This is a genomic window from Flavobacterium hungaricum (assembly GCF_015182285.1).
In the GTDB taxonomy this organism is placed as follows: domain Bacteria; phylum Bacteroidota; class Bacteroidia; order Flavobacteriales; family Flavobacteriaceae; genus Flavobacterium; species Flavobacterium hungaricum.
In genome coordinates, this window is sequence record NZ_PRDM01000001.1 from 1,283,323 (window position 1) to 1,296,961 (window position 13,639).

Here is a 13,639-nt window from a genome sequence, read left to right on the forward strand (position 1 = left end):
GCAGGTGCTATAAAGAAAAAGAGACTCAAAAGTCTCTTTTTATAATTTATAGATTAACTATTTATTAATCAATTTTTCAAGCTTTACCATCATTTCATCTTTCTCTTTCAACATCCTTTCATATAAAGCAATTTTCTCTTCGTGTAGTTTAATTAATTGATCAATGTGATTAACTGTTGAATTGTAAAATACAGATGCAGGTTGTTGACAATTATCAAAAGTATTCGAAATAATATTTATCGCCTGCTCTTCATCAAAATTCTGAAAAGCTTCCACAGGAATTTTCAATACCGCTGAAATTTGTTTCAGCAAATTTTCTTCAATTACATCTTTCTGCTCCAGCATAGAAATTTTCTTTTGGTTCCAGTCTTCGCCCAGATCATAAGCCAAAGCTTCCTGCTTGATGTTAAGCATTTCTCTAAAACGTTTTACGTTTCTTCCCTGATGTATTTTCTGTTCCATAATCAATAGCAATTTTCTAAAGGCTCAAAGATAAAGCCATTTCGGCTAATCCTGAGTTTCAAAGATAGAAAAATATCCCATAAAAGATTGTTCTTTTTGTCAGATATTATACCAATTCTATTTATGTTCTATTCCAATATTTTTCTGCTATAATGCCGATGTAATATGAAATAATACAGTGCAATTGGCCATTGAATATACCGTAGATATTATATCCGCTTTTCGAATAGATTAGTTTTTTAAAAGAGCGTAATTTCGTACAAGTTTTTAAATCTATTGACTATGAAAAAGAATAAAATATCCTTTGAAACCAGCTTTTGGGCAGGATATACGGCAGGAAATCCATTTAAGGCAATTAATGCTTTTTTTGACTTTGCACATCTGGATTATTATAAACAAAGTTTAAGCGGGGTGGCAATGTACTGCTATAAAAAAGAAGTCTACAAAAATGAGAATCCCTCTGATATTTTTATTTTGTATTCTGTTGTCAAATCTTTTCTTAAAGTCTGTTACTGCCTCAAAAAGAAAAGTAAAAAATGGAAGATAAAAAAGTCTTTGCGCTCTGAAAAGGTTTTTCATCTTTCTTCTCTGACGAAGGAGGAATACGATAATCCATTTATGGTATTTGAAAAAGCGTTTGAAGTAAAAACTCTTGAAGAATTTGAATTATTTCTCTATCAGATCCTGGAGCTGTCATTGTCTCCTTGTGTTGCAGATATTGACCTTGATTTGACAACGCCTTATGTTCATTTAGTCAAAATGCTCGATGCAGCAGAACTGATGAGAGAAAGGGGAGTGGAGAAAATCAAGAATCAGAATCAGACCGCTTGTGTTATAGAATAAAATATACACAACGATAACGCGGAAATTCTTTCCTTGCCCGTTCCTAATTAATAAAAAACGGATGAAAGTATATAGTAAAAAAATATACTTTGCGGGCACAGATTGCAAATCCGCGCGACCGCGCATAAAAAAAACGGATTACAGCTTATGCCATAATCCGTTTGTAAAAAAACTCTTTTGATTTATGAATTACCGTATAGGTTTGATTCTCCACCATCAATTGCAATGGTCTGCCCATTTACATACTGACATTCATCGCTAAGAAGGAAGGCTACAAGGTTGCCCACATCTTCAGGTTTACCTAATTTTCTTGTCGGATTTCTTTGTGCGTATGTTGTTTCGGCTGCTTTTGGGTCGGCAGGATTTAACTGTTTAAAAGCTTCTGCCACCATTGGCGTCAGGATAGCCCCTGGTGCGATTGCATTAGTGTATATTCCGTCTTTACCGTACTCAATTGCCGCATTTTTGGTCATACCCGAAACGGCATGTTTACTTGCCACATACGGCATCTGATTTATAACCCCTCTGATCCCGCCTACAGAAGCCACGTTTACAATTTTCCCTCCACCTTGTTGCTGCATTACAGGTATAACATATTTTAGACCATAGTACACTCCCATAAGGTTAATGTCTATTACTTTCTTAAATACATTGATGTCGTAATCTACTAATGGCGCCTGTTTTCCTTCGATACCAGCATTGTTGTAGAATCCGTCTATACGGCCAAATTCCTTTACTGTCTGGTCTACATAATTTTTGACTGCCTGCTCATCTGAAACATCAGCCACTATAGTGATGATTTTTGCATTTGGCGCAACCGACAGGATATCTGCTTTAGCTTTTTCTAGTGCTTCGGCATTGTAATCTACAATAGATAAGTTAGCTTCTTTTTGTGCTACAGCTTTACTTGCTGCAAGTCCAAGACCCATAGCGGCTCCGGTAATTATAATTGTTTTGTCTTTAAAAATGCTCATGATATTTAGTATTAAAATTCGTTAATTGAAAAATTATTCATTTAAAGTGGGATTGATCAGCTCATTCCTCTCCAGATCATATCAAAGTAATCATCAATGAGCTGTTGGTTTAATGGAAATAGTTTTTGAATGATGCCTGTAGAGCAGGAGCGTACTGCACCATCAAAAAAGCTGATGAGTATAATGGATTCTACTTCCTTTATGATTCCTTCCCGCTTTCCTTTTTCTAAAAGATCGTACAATGGTTTGTTCTGTTTTTCGTACTCTTCCAGTTGTTTAGAGAAATTTAGCTGTATGTAGGCAGACTGTTGATACTGGTCGATAAATACAGTTTCGTCGTAATTTTTTAGCCTGTAGTCCAGCATGTTGATGTAAATCTTCTTAAGTGACTGCTTTATAGGGATATTTATATCAAAGTCGCGGTACATTGCCTGTGTCATTTTATCCTCTACGGCGGCATAGGCCAATTGGACAACTTCTTCTTTGTTTTTAAAGTAGATATACAAGGTTCCGGTGGCAATTGCAGCCGTTTTACTTATGCCTGCAATCGTAACGCTTGCCAATCCCTGTCGGCCTGTAAGTATGTATACAGCATTTAGGATTTTGTCTCTTTTGAAAGGATCTAGTGGTCTCATATAGTAAAGTTAAATGAAAAAATATTCATTTAAGTAAGAAGAGACCAATTATAACTTTTTTTTAAGGAAAAATTTCCCTGCTCTCAGCAAGTTTGAGGAAACATTGATAATTAATAAAATGAAATACTAGTTTTTGTAGCGCTTCAAATTGACAGCATTAAATGAATACGAAACCATTAGATAACTCCAAAACGCAAATTTGTTTTCATCTTGTATTTTAGGAAGATATTGCATTGTGCTTGAAGACTGATAGAAAGAAAAAGCACAATTGATTTCTAATTCCTTTACGGGAACATATTTTAAGGAAAGATCATTTTCGAAGCCAAGGAATTTTTTCACTTCCTGACCTGAATTATTGAGTAAGTGATATTGTGTATAGAAGAGATGAAAATCGGAACGAAGCGATAATTTGGTATTCAATGGAATTGCCGCAAAGAGATAAGGGTTTATTAAACCTTTTCCGCCAACATCAGCAGGGAAGCGGGTAAATACATTCATATTTCCGTTAAATTTCCAGGTTACGCCATACAAAACGTCAAAATCTCCAGAGCTTGTTTGGGATAATTGAGAACTGCTCCCGCTGATTATTTCGGCACCTAAACGCCAGCTGGATTTTTGAAGAGACAATTTAATTTCCGGCTGAAAATAATAGGCAAACAACTTTTGACCTTTAGGATTATTGCCAAACTGTAAATAAGAGTTGAGCGTATAATACCATCGGTTTTTTTTAAATTCAATTCTTCCTCCAGAAGTTGCCCGTGTATGCATTTCCCCCGATTTTGCATCCTTTAAAAAATCAACAATATTCATAGCATTAAAAGAAAAGTTATTACCAGATGTATAACTGAAATAATTCATTAACAGGTATTTGTATCGATTGGATGCAACCGGTGAATAAGCCGCGTCAAACTCATTGCCATAATTTCGTGTAAATAAAAAGAAGAAATCATTGGAAAAGTGTTTGGAATATTTCATGATGCGTATTCCTTCATGCGCCCTTCCTTGCTGTGCCCATGGAGCATCAGAAAAAAGTCTACCGTTGTCGAGTAGGATACTTTGTCTTCCTAAACGGATATTTACTGCTTTGAATTTCGTCTCTAAAAATAATTGATAAAAATTAATACTTCCAATTTTGGATGCTTTGTTATCCTGATCCCAAAGATGGATTTCCTGCAAATCTGATTTTATAAGCCATTTTTCGCTTTCGTATTGAATAGAAATTCTGTTTCGCTGTGTAATATAAAAATAAGGATCAATGGAGTCGTTCGGCGGTAATATATAGTTGGAAGTAAATTCAGCTCTTGGTCTTAGTTCTACATTCACAAAGAAGTGTTTAGATAAGCTGTCGTTCTGTTGTGCCAATGATTGGTATAAAGAAACAAACAGTAACACAGAAGTGATAGATAATTTTCCTAGAACTTTTGCCGTCATAAGTTTTATATTCTACTAATTTAGTATACATTGCAATAATAATGAATTTATTTCAAGATTTGCATTGTAAAAAAATGCATAACAACATTACTGTTTATTGTTGTGTTTCTCTTAGCAGTAATTTGAGATGCAGCGGTTTACAATTAATCTTTATATTTGATAATTAAATGAATACAATGAGCGAAACAACGAAACCGTATGCTTTAATAACCGGTGCCAGCAAAGGCATTGGAAAATCTATTGCTTCTGAATTGGCCAAACAGAGGTATCCGCTATTGCTCGTTGCAAGAAGCGGGGAGGAGTTAAAAGTACTATCTGATGATCTTCAAATTAAATACGGAATCAGTACGGCTGTTTTACCCATTGATCTTTCGATTAACGGTGCATCGCAAAAAGTAACCGAATGGATAAAAGTGAATAACTATCCAGTGGGTATTTTGGTTAACAATGCCGGTTATGGCGTGTGGGGCGATTTTAGCCGGTCTTCTTTAAGCGATCAGCTTGGCATGATGCAGCTTAACATGAATGTTGTTGTAGAACTTTCACATTTATTAGTACCCCTACTTTCGCAAGAAAAACAAGCCTACATTTTAAATATATCGAGTACTGCAGCCTATCAGGCAGTACCCACGCTGGCCGTTTATTCAGCTACAAAGGCTTTTGTTTTGTCGTTTACGCGCGCGCTGCGTTTCGAACTTGCTCCAACTTCAATTTCTGTAACATGTTTTAGTCCCGGCCCAGTTGCTACTGGTTTTGCAGCAAGAGCGGGTTTAAGTGCTCTAAACAAAATGGCTGAAAAGTTTAATATGCAGCCAGATGAAGTGGCAAAAATGGCTGTAAAAGCCATGTTCAGCAAAAAATCTGAGGTTATTCCGGGATTTACCAATATCATTTCCGTTTACGCGAACCGTATATTACCAAAGGCTTTTATCGAAAAAACTGCGGCTGGAATCTATAAAATTTAATTTTTTTAAAAAAAAATGAAGAAAAAATTTTCTCAAATGAGAAATTATATTACATTTGTATAAATGTCTACTAATTCTATAGAGTATGTCTAATAAAAGAAGTAAGTTTAATTTTCGTAAAGATCGAATGCAGGCAAACATGCGAATGTGTTGTTGCTGTTGTTGTTGCTGCTGTTAATCTTTCAGATAAAATTATAACTCTATTATTTCATTTATTAAATCTATATTATCATGGTATCTTCTTATAAAACATTTACCCTTACTAATCAATTAACTGATGAGCAAATTGCCTTTTTTAATGAATTTGGCTTTATTCATTTCAAAAAATTCATAAACCCGGAAACTGTTTCCTCCATCATTGATGCTTCCAAACAAGTGGAGCAAAAATGGATAGACAATGATCTTCAAAAAGTAAATGGTGTTCCTATTAAATACGGAAAAGATTTAGACGGATCTCCAATTGTACAGCGTTTTGCTTTTATCAATCAACATCATCAAGCCTTAAGCGGTCTTTTATTGGATCCAAGATTTAATAGTTTATTACCATTGGCAGGAGATGGCTCAAGATTAGGCATTGAAGAAAAAGACGGAATGGTTTTCAATCATTATATCAATGGACCAGAAAGCAAGTTTACTAAAATGGGCTGGCATACAGATGGTTTAAGAGATATTTTTTATGGTGGAAAATTAAACCCAATGCTCAATGTAGGGATTCACTTAAGCACTTTGAAACCCGAAAACGGCGGTCTTAAAATCATTCCAGGTACTCACAAACAAAGCATTTATCAGATGCTTTTCCGTAAAAAATACTTTTTAGATAATAACCCTGATCCACAGGAAGTTTCTATCAATCCAGAAGCTGGAGATTTAACCGTTCACGACGGCCGTTTGTGGCACAGAGTTGCACAATCTTCTATCCGTGGCGAAGAAAGCAGAAGGAGAGTTATTTATATTCCAATTATAGCAGGAAAATATGCTCCTAAAAACGAGAACAGCCCAACAGTTTTCTATCAACGTTTTGCGGGTATTGTTAAGTAATATGCTGTTTGTTATTGCATTTAGTTATCTGGTTAGATCAGGTAAGCTAAAAAGAACCAGCGATTTTTTTAAAAATACGCAGCGAAGAATAAAATTAAAAATCATAAAACTAGAATTGGTATAGTATCTGGCTTGCAAATATTGGGCTACTAATGGAAAAAGAAACACAGGTTGAAGATTATACAGCAATTGCAGAAAGAACATTTTCAGACCGTAAGCGAACTAATATTTTAAAAAAAGCAGAACAGTTAACGATTGTATTTGTGCTTCCAAAGGTGCCTAAATTCATTTCGCCAAACTTACTCACTTTAATTGGTACACTGGGTTCGGGATTCGTTTTTTTAGCCTTTGTTTTAGGTGCTTATGTCGCAGACTGGTATTTGCTTTTGGGTATTATCGGACTGGCTGTAAATTGGTTAGGCGATTCTTTAGACGGAAGATTGGCCTATTATAGAAATATTCCACGCCGCTGGTATGGTTTTGCACTCGATATCATTGCCGATTGGATCGGTATTGTACTCATAGGCCTTGGCTACTACATTTATGCTGCAAACGGTACAGAAATAGTAGCCTTTGCTTTTGTCGCGCTATACGGCTGGTCTATCATTATCAGTCAGTTGCGCTACAAAATTACAAACGAATACAGTATAGATTCCGGCTTTGTCGGTCCAACCGAACTTCGATTTATTATTGCTTTAATTTTAATTATAGAAGTTTTATTTCATGGATCAATTGCCTATCTGGCTGGCTTAATTTCTTTTATATTGCTTATCATTAATATTATAGATAGTTTTTATCTTTTAAAGCTGGGCGATTTAAAAGATAAAAACCAAGTCTGATATGTTCAGGAAACAATCTGTTTTTACATTTCTGCAGGCACAAATAGCGGCATTTTTAGGCGGGATTACCGATTATTGCTTAATGATTTTGTTAACTGAAGTCTTTAAACTGCATTTTACCTTTTCTATTCTAATCTCCGGAACCGTTGGCGCCATTATCAATTTCAGCATCAACAGATTTTGGGTATTTAAAAATCAATCGGGCTACAGCAGTCCCATCAATAAGCAGCTTTTAAAATTCGCGTTGGTTGTATTAGGAAGCATCTCCTTAAAATCATTTGGTACGCTTGTTTTGCAAAGAGTATTTCAAATCGATTATAGAATCGGAAGATTAATCACGGATAGTTTTGTTTCCTACGGATTTAATTATCCACTGATTAAATATTGGGTTTTTAGGGCAAACGAAGAACAGAATGTAACCGAATCAAATTAGCGCATAAATATTTTGTTATGAATAAATTATCATTTAAATATTTTACAAAAACACTAATCGTTATAACGATCTTAGTAAATATGATTTCTGAAAATAATCTATTGGCACAATCCAAAAATCCATCGCCATTACATTTTCCAACGCCGAAAAACATAGATAATATGGTATTTTATATTCAGCGGGACCCCAATATAAACACCGCTATTTATGCCATAAACTACGAAGAAAATGGAAAAATAAACAAAAGCGACCCTATAAAAGCCTATTGGATTCGATATGCTGAGAAAGGAGAAAAAAAAGACTTTAGTTATGTGCAACGTAAATTTGCATACGGATTAGAAACTAAAACCTTAGATAATGAGGAATTTGAGCTTCTATTTGTATCGTATAAAAAGTTACCCTTAACCTTGAAAAAGATAGGTTCAGATCAAAAATATCGTGTTTTTGTGAATATAAACCAGAAAAAAATACAGGTAGAAAAAATATTTGTGCGCATCGAAGGAGGTTCTTTTTGGCTGCCAAATGTAAAATATGCTGAAGTTACCGGAATTGATACTTCCTCAAATAAAACAATTACAGAAAGAATGTTATTGTAACAAGATAACTATTTTCGTGTTGACCCGCACGATTCCACTATAGAAGTTGATCGCAAAGATATGCTATGCGCAACGATAGCACGCAACGATAGCGCAACGATAGCGCAACGATAGCGCAAAGATAGCGCAACGATAGCGCAACGATAGCGCAAAGATAGCGCAAAGATAGCGCAAAGATAGCGCAAAGATAGCGCGGATTTGTAATCCGTGCCCGTTCCTAATATATTAACCGCAACGATAGCACAAAGATAGCGCGGATTTGTAATCCGTGCCCGTTCCTAATATTAACCGCAACGATACAACGATAGCCCGGATTACAAATCTGCGAGATCGGGGGCACGGATTAGAAATCCGCGCTATCGAATCGGGTTTGCTAAAAAAACTCAAAATAGCAGCTGCTTACAGTCATCAAAAAGAATAGAGACTTTAACTTATTACAAAGTTTTTCAGAGTTATTACAAATTAGCATTAGTATCCTTTCATCTAGTTTTATTTTGTTATAAAATTGTACTGAATTTAGAACAATAACTGCGTTAATGTAGAACTTTTTTCGCTAAAATTAGTTGGGAATGAAATACAAAAATATATTACTAGTCAACGATATTAATGATGAGGCAGAGACTTTTGTATTAGTCCTGAATGCAATTAATAATAAAATTAGATCATCAGTAGAAAGCAGTGCACTTGAAGCTCTAAAGAAGCTTCAGGATTCAAAATTATCACCAGATATAATTTTCCTGGATTATAATATGCTGTATCTTGATGGAACCGGATTTCTCAAATTACTTCGAGATATTAAAGGTCTAAAAAGGATTCCCGTTGTGCTTTATTCTCGAAATTCTGGACTTGTACTAGAGGAAGTGATGAGTAAATTCAAGAGAGTGCAGTTTTTGAAGAAGCATACGAACTTTAGAAAACTTTTTAAATCTCTGCAAAAGATAATTCCTCCTGAATTGTCTGATCAAAAAGTATAATGAATTGAAATACCTTGTACGATTGTCACCCAAAATTAAGACTTGTAAATACCTTTAAAATCGTCTTAGCTTTTTATGGTAAAAAGGCATCAGCCAATTTTAAGTTTTGCCATTGTTTCTGCCATTCTTTTTCATTTACTCTTTTTTGAAAAGCAGTGATGTTGAAATTTGGAGTAGGTTTAACTATTAGGTTAAATAAATCATTTAAACCATAGGGTGCCAAAATTTCGATTTTATCATTTAAATTCAATCTCACTGCAACAGCTGTTGCAGTTTCTGGCCAGTAAGAAATTGCGTTTTCGGTACTGCTGTATTTTTGATGATGATTACGAAGATGCATTCTCGCCTGATTTTTAACAGACCATTGCAGTTGTGGATTTATTTCATTAAGTCTTTGCTCTATTTCTTTTTCTAACCTTTCTGAGATATTGCTTTCATCAAAAAACACTACATCAACATCATTAAGACTTATTGTTTTTTTATTATGTAATACATCCCAAACTTTATTTCTTATAAATCCAGCTCCGATCCAGCAGTCCTTTAATTTTAAATTTTTAACAATGGTCAGGGTTTCGATGATCATCTCATCGTTTATTATGATGTCCATTAATTCCTTTTTGTATTCCATTGTTTGATTTAAAAAAATGACGCAGGCACTTTACACAATAAAGTATTCCTGCATATTATAATTTGGATTGCAAATTAAATCATTTAAATAATGGTTGCTATGAATTAGTGCTAAAATTAGTATGATACAGTAATAATAGTATAACTTTGAAGAAAAAACTAACTTATGAAAACTTTCAAATATTTGATGATCGCTTGTATTTTTATCATTACAGGATGCAGTGTACATAGTACTTCGTCTAATTCTGGAAAAGTTCCTCCGGGACAGGCAAAGAAAATGTCAGGCAGTAAGAGTGCTAAAGCTTATGCGCCGGGCCAGAAGAAGAAAAAATGATATCAGTAGTAAGATATTAAAAACTCAGCCAATGACTTTCTTTGGATTGTCATTGGTATACTAATGGGAGTGTAATCGCTTTTCTTTTACTGCTGTAGAAAAGTTTTGATATGGGTTGGTAGTTTCGTTTTTACTTAAAAGCAAACAAGTTAAATAAAAAAAAACTCTTTTTTTTGTCTTTAAAATATACTTTTTAGTATATTTGTGCTCTAATTAAATCAGCAATGCTTACAAAAGCCGAAAAAACAAAACAATTTATACTAGAAACCGCGGTACCTCTTTATAATGAAAAAGGTATTTCAGGAGTCAATATTGATGATGTTTTGGAAGCTTCAAAACTCACAAAAGGATGTCTGTATGGTCATTTTGAAAGTAAAGAAGATTTATCTGAACAAGTGGTTGAGTTGGCACTTAAAATGATTACAGAGAAAATTAGGAATGCGGTTTACAGCGGCAAAACGATAAAAGCTAAAATATTTGCTTTTCTAGATTTTTATAAGAATCCTATTGAAACTTTCATTTCTGGCGGATGTCCGATATTTAATACTGCCGTAGAAGCAGATGATAATTATCCTGTTATAAAAGAAAAAGTGGCCAAAGTTTTTAAAAACGGTCAGCAGGAGTTAACAGCTTTGCTGCAGGAAGGAATTAATAACGGAGAGTTTTCTGCTAAGCTTGACCCAGCGGTTTTTGCCTTTAAATTGGTAGCTTCGGTTGAAGGAGGAATAGTAATGTGCAGAGTCATGAATACTGCAAAACCCATGCAGGGACTTATCAAAAGTCTGAAATCTGAATTAGAACAATACCTAATATAGTTTTTTTTTGATGTAAAATAGACTAAAAAGTATATTTTAAAATAGACTAAAAAGTCTAAAATAGAAAAATAAAATAAAAAATTTGTTGAAATAGAATAGTACCAAAAACATAAAATTTAATTTAAATAATTGATAAAATGAAAACAACAGGAAATACAGTATTTATAAGCGGCGGAAGTGCCGGAATAGGATTGGCAATTGCTAAAAAACTAAATGCCGCTGGCAATAAAATCATTATCAACGGCAGGAGCGAAGAACGTCTGCAAAATGCATTAAAACAATTAGATCATGCAATCGCCATACAAGGTGATTTATCTGTAGAAGCAGACAGAATTCGTATTGCAAAGCAATTAAAAGAGGATTACCCAGAGGTAAATGTTATTATCAATAATGCCGGAGCGGCTTATGCTTATCTTTTAAGCGAAACTTTAAATGCGCACGAAAAAGCGGCTATCGAAATGAATACAAACTATTTAAGTGTAATACATTTTACAGAGCTTTTATTACCTCATTTAATGCAAAAAACAGAAGCTGCTGTTGTAAACGTATCTTCGATTGCAGTTTTCGGCAGTCATAAATTTCTCCCGACTTATGGTGCGACAAAAGCGGCTTTACATAGTTATACAACAGCCTTACGCGCAACATACGAAGAAGAAAAAAATCTTCAGATATACGAAGTTTATCCTCCATTGGTGAACACAGAATTTTCGGCAGAAATTGGAGGAGCAAACGGAATTCCTCCAGAAGAAGTCGCTGATGAATTGTTTGCGGCTCTTGAAAAAAATCAGTTTGATGTTCCCGTAGGCGACACAAAACAATTCTTTAAATAAAAGAAAATGAATATCAAAGATAAAACGATATTGATTACAGGAGGAGCTTCTGGCATTGGTTTAGAATCGGCAAAACAGTTTTTAGCAGAAGGGGCCAAGGTTATCATCACTGGCAGGAATCAAACAAAACTAGAGGAAGCAAAAAGACTGCTCCCGTCAGTAATAGTTATTAAAAGTGATGTTGAAAATCAGGATGATGCCCTGTCTCTTTTTGATCAGGTAACTGCCTTAGGCGGCATCGATATCTTGTATAATAATGCAGGGGTCGGAAGTCCGTCACTTAATCTCGGAATTGCAAATGAACAGATTTTAAAGAATGCGGTGTATGAAATGAACATCAATTATTTTGGTGTTATAAGACTCAACAACATCTTTATGGATATGCTTAAATCAAGAAAAGAGGCGGCCATTATAAACACAACTTCGCTTTTGAGTATGGTGCCTGCCTTAGAAGAACCTACTTATGCGGCCACTAAAACCGCTTTGAGTTTTTATACCCGAACATTGAGAAAGAATCTGGAAATATTAGAGAGCAATGTAAAGGTTTTCGAACTGCTTCCTCCGCTTGTGGCAACCGAAATGACGGCTAGAAGAAACGACAAAAAAATAACAGCGGAAAAGTTAGTCAATACTCTTGTTTCTGGAATTAAAAAAGATCAATTTACTATTCGGGCAGGTGATTCTAAAGTAATATATATTGTCAACCGGTTTTTCCCAAAGCTGGCTTTCAATCTGGTAAATCCTAAAAAAATCTACGCTGACTTTAAGCAGTAATTAAACTTTAAAAGATCTGAAATGAAAGCATTTGTAATTAATAAGTACAGTAAAAAGCAAAGTCTGCAGCGCGTGGAACTTTCTTTGCCAGATGTAAAAGAAAATGATATTCTAGTCGAAATCCATGCGGCAGGCGTCAATGTTTTAGACTCTAAAATAAAAGCAGGAGAATTCAAACTCATTCTGCCCTATAAACTTCCGCTCATTTTAGGTCATGATGCTGCGGGAGTAGTTGTAAAAACAGGAAAGAATGTAACGAAGTTTAAAACTGGGGACCACATCTATGCGAGAGTTTCAGATTACCGAATAGGTACGTTTGCCCAATTTATCGCCATTGACGAAAAAGATGCTGCACTTAAACCTAAAAATCTTTCGATGGAAGAAGCGGCATCTATTCCGCTGGTGGGGCTCACAGCTTGGCAGGTTTTGGTTGAAAGAGCAAAAATCAAACCCGGACAAAAAGTATTTATTCAGGCAGGTTCTGGGGGTGTTGGGACTTTTGCGGTGCAGCTGGCCAAACATTTAGGTGCTGTAGTGGCTACTACGGCAGGTGCGCAAAGTACAGACTTACTAAAAAATCTTGGAGCTGATATCGTTATTGATTACAAAAACAGCGATTTCGAAAAAATGCTGAGTAGTTACGATGCAGTATTGAACAGCCAAGATAAGGAAACACTCGAAAAATCGCTTCGGATATTAAAATCTGGGGGAAAACTGATTTCTATTTCAGGTCCGCCGACACCTGTTTTTGCTTCAGAAATTAAAGCGCCTTGGTTTGTAAAAATCATTCTGTCAATACTAAGTTCTAGTATCCGAAAAAAGGCAAAACATAAAAATGTAGACTATTCTTTTTTGTTCATGAGAGCTGATGGGGAACAGTTAAGCGAAATTACCAAACTTATTGAATCAGGAATCATCAAACCTGTTGTGGATAAAGTTTTTTCTTTCGAAAAAACAAATGATGCTTTGTCTTATGTAGAAAGCGGCAGAGCAAAAGGAAAGGTAGTTATTAAAATAAAATAACAGTTTTACGGCAAGACAGTGCTTTAAGTGCATTTCTTTCTGATAC

Annotated in this window: 17 protein-coding genes; 12 read left to right on the forward strand and 5 right to left on the reverse strand. The window is 34.9% G+C overall.

The window, feature by feature from the left end; all coding sequences use genetic code 11:
- Positions 1-57 precede the first annotated feature (57 nt).
- Positions 58-462 (reverse strand): helix-turn-helix domain-containing protein, encoded by a 405-nt coding sequence (locus C4F50_RS05545; RefSeq protein ID WP_193845419.1) that lies wholly within the window; start codon positions 460-462, stop codon positions 58-60.
- A gap of 282 nt (positions 463-744) precedes the next feature.
- On the opposite strand from C4F50_RS05545, the gene C4F50_RS05550 reads away from it, so the two are divergent.
- The gene (locus C4F50_RS05550) at positions 745-1,305 is read left to right on the forward strand and encodes a hypothetical protein (RefSeq protein ID WP_193845420.1); all 561 of its coding nucleotides are present in this window, start codon (positions 745-747) and stop codon (positions 1,303-1,305) included.
- Positions 1,306-1,487: 182 nt separating this feature from the next.
- Here the strand turns inward: C4F50_RS05550 and C4F50_RS05555 are convergent, their stop codons facing one another.
- The 3 genes from C4F50_RS05555 to C4F50_RS05565 all read right to left on the reverse strand — a co-directional run bounded on the left by C4F50_RS05555 (position 1,488) and on the right by C4F50_RS05565 (position 4,345).
- A complete protein-coding gene (locus C4F50_RS05555) occupies positions 1,488-2,279 on the reverse strand; it encodes a glucose 1-dehydrogenase (RefSeq protein WP_193845421.1) in 792 nt (263 codons plus the stop codon).
- Between the two features lie 56 nt (positions 2,280-2,335).
- Entirely contained in the window at positions 2,336-2,914 is a 579-nt protein-coding gene (locus tag C4F50_RS05560; RefSeq protein ID WP_193845422.1) for a TetR/AcrR family transcriptional regulator, read from the reverse strand.
- Positions 2,915-3,040: 126 nt separating this feature from the next.
- Entirely contained in the window at positions 3,041-4,345 is a 1,305-nt protein-coding gene (locus C4F50_RS05565; RefSeq protein WP_193845423.1) for an alginate export family protein, read from the reverse strand.
- A 176-nt stretch (positions 4,346-4,521) separates the two neighbouring features.
- Between C4F50_RS05565 and C4F50_RS05570 the strand changes: the two genes are divergently transcribed.
- The 6 genes from C4F50_RS05570 (at position 4,522) to C4F50_RS05595 (ending at position 9,190) form a co-directional block, all read left to right on the forward strand.
- On the forward strand, positions 4,522-5,310 hold the full coding sequence (locus C4F50_RS05570; RefSeq protein ID WP_193845424.1) for an SDR family NAD(P)-dependent oxidoreductase: 789 nt from the start codon (positions 4,522-4,524) through the stop codon (positions 5,308-5,310).
- Between the two features lie 231 nt (positions 5,311-5,541).
- On the forward strand, positions 5,542-6,348 hold the full coding sequence (locus C4F50_RS05575; protein ID WP_193845425.1) for a phytanoyl-CoA dioxygenase family protein: 807 nt from the start codon (positions 5,542-5,544) through the stop codon (positions 6,346-6,348).
- A 152-nt stretch (positions 6,349-6,500) separates the two neighbouring features.
- Positions 6,501-7,187: a CDP-alcohol phosphatidyltransferase family protein gene (locus tag C4F50_RS05580; protein WP_193845426.1), complete on the forward strand. Its 687-nt coding sequence runs from the start codon at positions 6,501-6,503 to the stop codon at positions 7,185-7,187.
- A 1-nt stretch (position 7,188) separates the two neighbouring features.
- Positions 7,189-7,620: a GtrA family protein gene (locus C4F50_RS05585; RefSeq protein WP_193845427.1), complete on the forward strand. Its 432-nt coding sequence runs from the start codon at positions 7,189-7,191 to the stop codon at positions 7,618-7,620.
- Positions 7,621-7,637: 17 nt separating this feature from the next.
- Positions 7,638-8,216: a DUF4833 domain-containing protein gene (locus C4F50_RS05590; RefSeq protein WP_193845428.1), complete on the forward strand. Its 579-nt coding sequence runs from the start codon at positions 7,638-7,640 to the stop codon at positions 8,214-8,216.
- A 569-nt stretch (positions 8,217-8,785) separates the two neighbouring features.
- Entirely contained in the window at positions 8,786-9,190 is a 405-nt protein-coding gene (locus tag C4F50_RS05595; protein WP_193845429.1) for a response regulator, read from the forward strand.
- Between the two features lie 73 nt (positions 9,191-9,263).
- On the opposite strand, the gene C4F50_RS05600 is transcribed toward C4F50_RS05595, so the two are convergent.
- On the reverse strand, positions 9,264-9,818 hold the full coding sequence (locus tag C4F50_RS05600) for a nucleotidyltransferase family protein (protein ID WP_193845430.1): 555 nt from the start codon (positions 9,816-9,818) through the stop codon (positions 9,264-9,266).
- Between the two features lie 165 nt (positions 9,819-9,983).
- Between C4F50_RS05600 and C4F50_RS05605 the strand changes: the two genes are divergently transcribed.
- The 5 genes from C4F50_RS05605 (at position 9,984) to C4F50_RS05625 (ending at position 13,593) form a co-directional block, all read left to right on the forward strand.
- Complete coding sequence (locus tag C4F50_RS05605; protein WP_193845431.1) at positions 9,984-10,151, forward strand: hypothetical protein; 168 nt, start codon at positions 9,984-9,986, stop codon at positions 10,149-10,151.
- Positions 10,152-10,375: 224 nt separating this feature from the next.
- Positions 10,376-10,966, forward strand: coding sequence for a TetR/AcrR family transcriptional regulator (locus tag C4F50_RS05610; protein ID WP_193845432.1), 591 nt, complete (start codon positions 10,376-10,378; stop codon positions 10,964-10,966).
- Between the two features lie 137 nt (positions 10,967-11,103).
- Positions 11,104-11,796 carry an SDR family oxidoreductase gene (locus C4F50_RS05615; RefSeq protein WP_193845433.1) on the forward strand — a complete coding sequence of 231 codons (693 nt, stop codon included), beginning with the start codon at positions 11,104-11,106 and terminating at the stop codon, positions 11,794-11,796.
- Positions 11,797-11,802: 6 nt separating this feature from the next.
- Positions 11,803-12,570: an SDR family oxidoreductase gene (locus C4F50_RS05620; protein WP_193845434.1), complete on the forward strand. Its 768-nt coding sequence runs from the start codon at positions 11,803-11,805 to the stop codon at positions 12,568-12,570.
- A 21-nt stretch (positions 12,571-12,591) separates the two neighbouring features.
- Complete coding sequence (locus C4F50_RS05625; protein WP_193845435.1) at positions 12,592-13,593, forward strand: NADP-dependent oxidoreductase; 1,002 nt, start codon at positions 12,592-12,594, stop codon at positions 13,591-13,593.
- Positions 13,594-13,639: the final 46 nt, after the last annotated feature.

Excerpts from the sequence above, each read along its gene's own strand:
- C4F50_RS05545 (WP_193845419.1), bottom strand. The coding sequence starts at position 462 with ATGGAACAGAAAATACATCAGGGAAGAAACGTAAAACGTTTTAGAGAA.
- C4F50_RS05550 (WP_193845420.1), top strand. The coding sequence starts at position 745 with ATGAAAAAGAATAAAATATCCTTTGAAACCAGCTTTTGGGCAGGATAT.
- C4F50_RS05555 (WP_193845421.1), bottom strand. The coding sequence starts at position 2,279 with ATGAGCATTTTTAAAGACAAAACAATTATAATTACCGGAGCCGCTATG.
- C4F50_RS05560 (WP_193845422.1), bottom strand. The coding sequence starts at position 2,914 with ATGAGACCACTAGATCCTTTCAAAAGAGACAAAATCCTAAATGCTGTA.
- C4F50_RS05565 (WP_193845423.1), bottom strand. The coding sequence starts at position 4,345 with ATGACGGCAAAAGTTCTAGGAAAATTATCTATCACTTCTGTGTTACTG.
- C4F50_RS05570 (WP_193845424.1), top strand. The coding sequence starts at position 4,522 with ATGAGCGAAACAACGAAACCGTATGCTTTAATAACCGGTGCCAGCAAA.
- C4F50_RS05575 (WP_193845425.1), top strand. The coding sequence starts at position 5,542 with ATGGTATCTTCTTATAAAACATTTACCCTTACTAATCAATTAACTGAT.
- C4F50_RS05580 (WP_193845426.1), top strand. The coding sequence starts at position 6,501 with ATGGAAAAAGAAACACAGGTTGAAGATTATACAGCAATTGCAGAAAGA.
- C4F50_RS05585 (WP_193845427.1), top strand. The coding sequence starts at position 7,189 with ATGTTCAGGAAACAATCTGTTTTTACATTTCTGCAGGCACAAATAGCG.
- C4F50_RS05590 (WP_193845428.1), top strand. The coding sequence starts at position 7,638 with ATGAATAAATTATCATTTAAATATTTTACAAAAACACTAATCGTTATA.
- C4F50_RS05595 (WP_193845429.1), top strand. The coding sequence starts at position 8,786 with ATGAAATACAAAAATATATTACTAGTCAACGATATTAATGATGAGGCA.
- C4F50_RS05600 (WP_193845430.1), bottom strand. The coding sequence starts at position 9,818 with ATGGAATACAAAAAGGAATTAATGGACATCATAATAAACGATGAGATG.
- C4F50_RS05605 (WP_193845431.1), top strand. The coding sequence starts at position 9,984 with ATGAAAACTTTCAAATATTTGATGATCGCTTGTATTTTTATCATTACA.
- C4F50_RS05610 (WP_193845432.1), top strand. The coding sequence starts at position 10,376 with ATGCTTACAAAAGCCGAAAAAACAAAACAATTTATACTAGAAACCGCG.
- C4F50_RS05615 (WP_193845433.1), top strand. The coding sequence starts at position 11,104 with ATGAAAACAACAGGAAATACAGTATTTATAAGCGGCGGAAGTGCCGGA.
- C4F50_RS05620 (WP_193845434.1), top strand. The coding sequence starts at position 11,803 with ATGAATATCAAAGATAAAACGATATTGATTACAGGAGGAGCTTCTGGC.
- C4F50_RS05625 (WP_193845435.1), top strand. The coding sequence starts at position 12,592 with ATGAAAGCATTTGTAATTAATAAGTACAGTAAAAAGCAAAGTCTGCAG.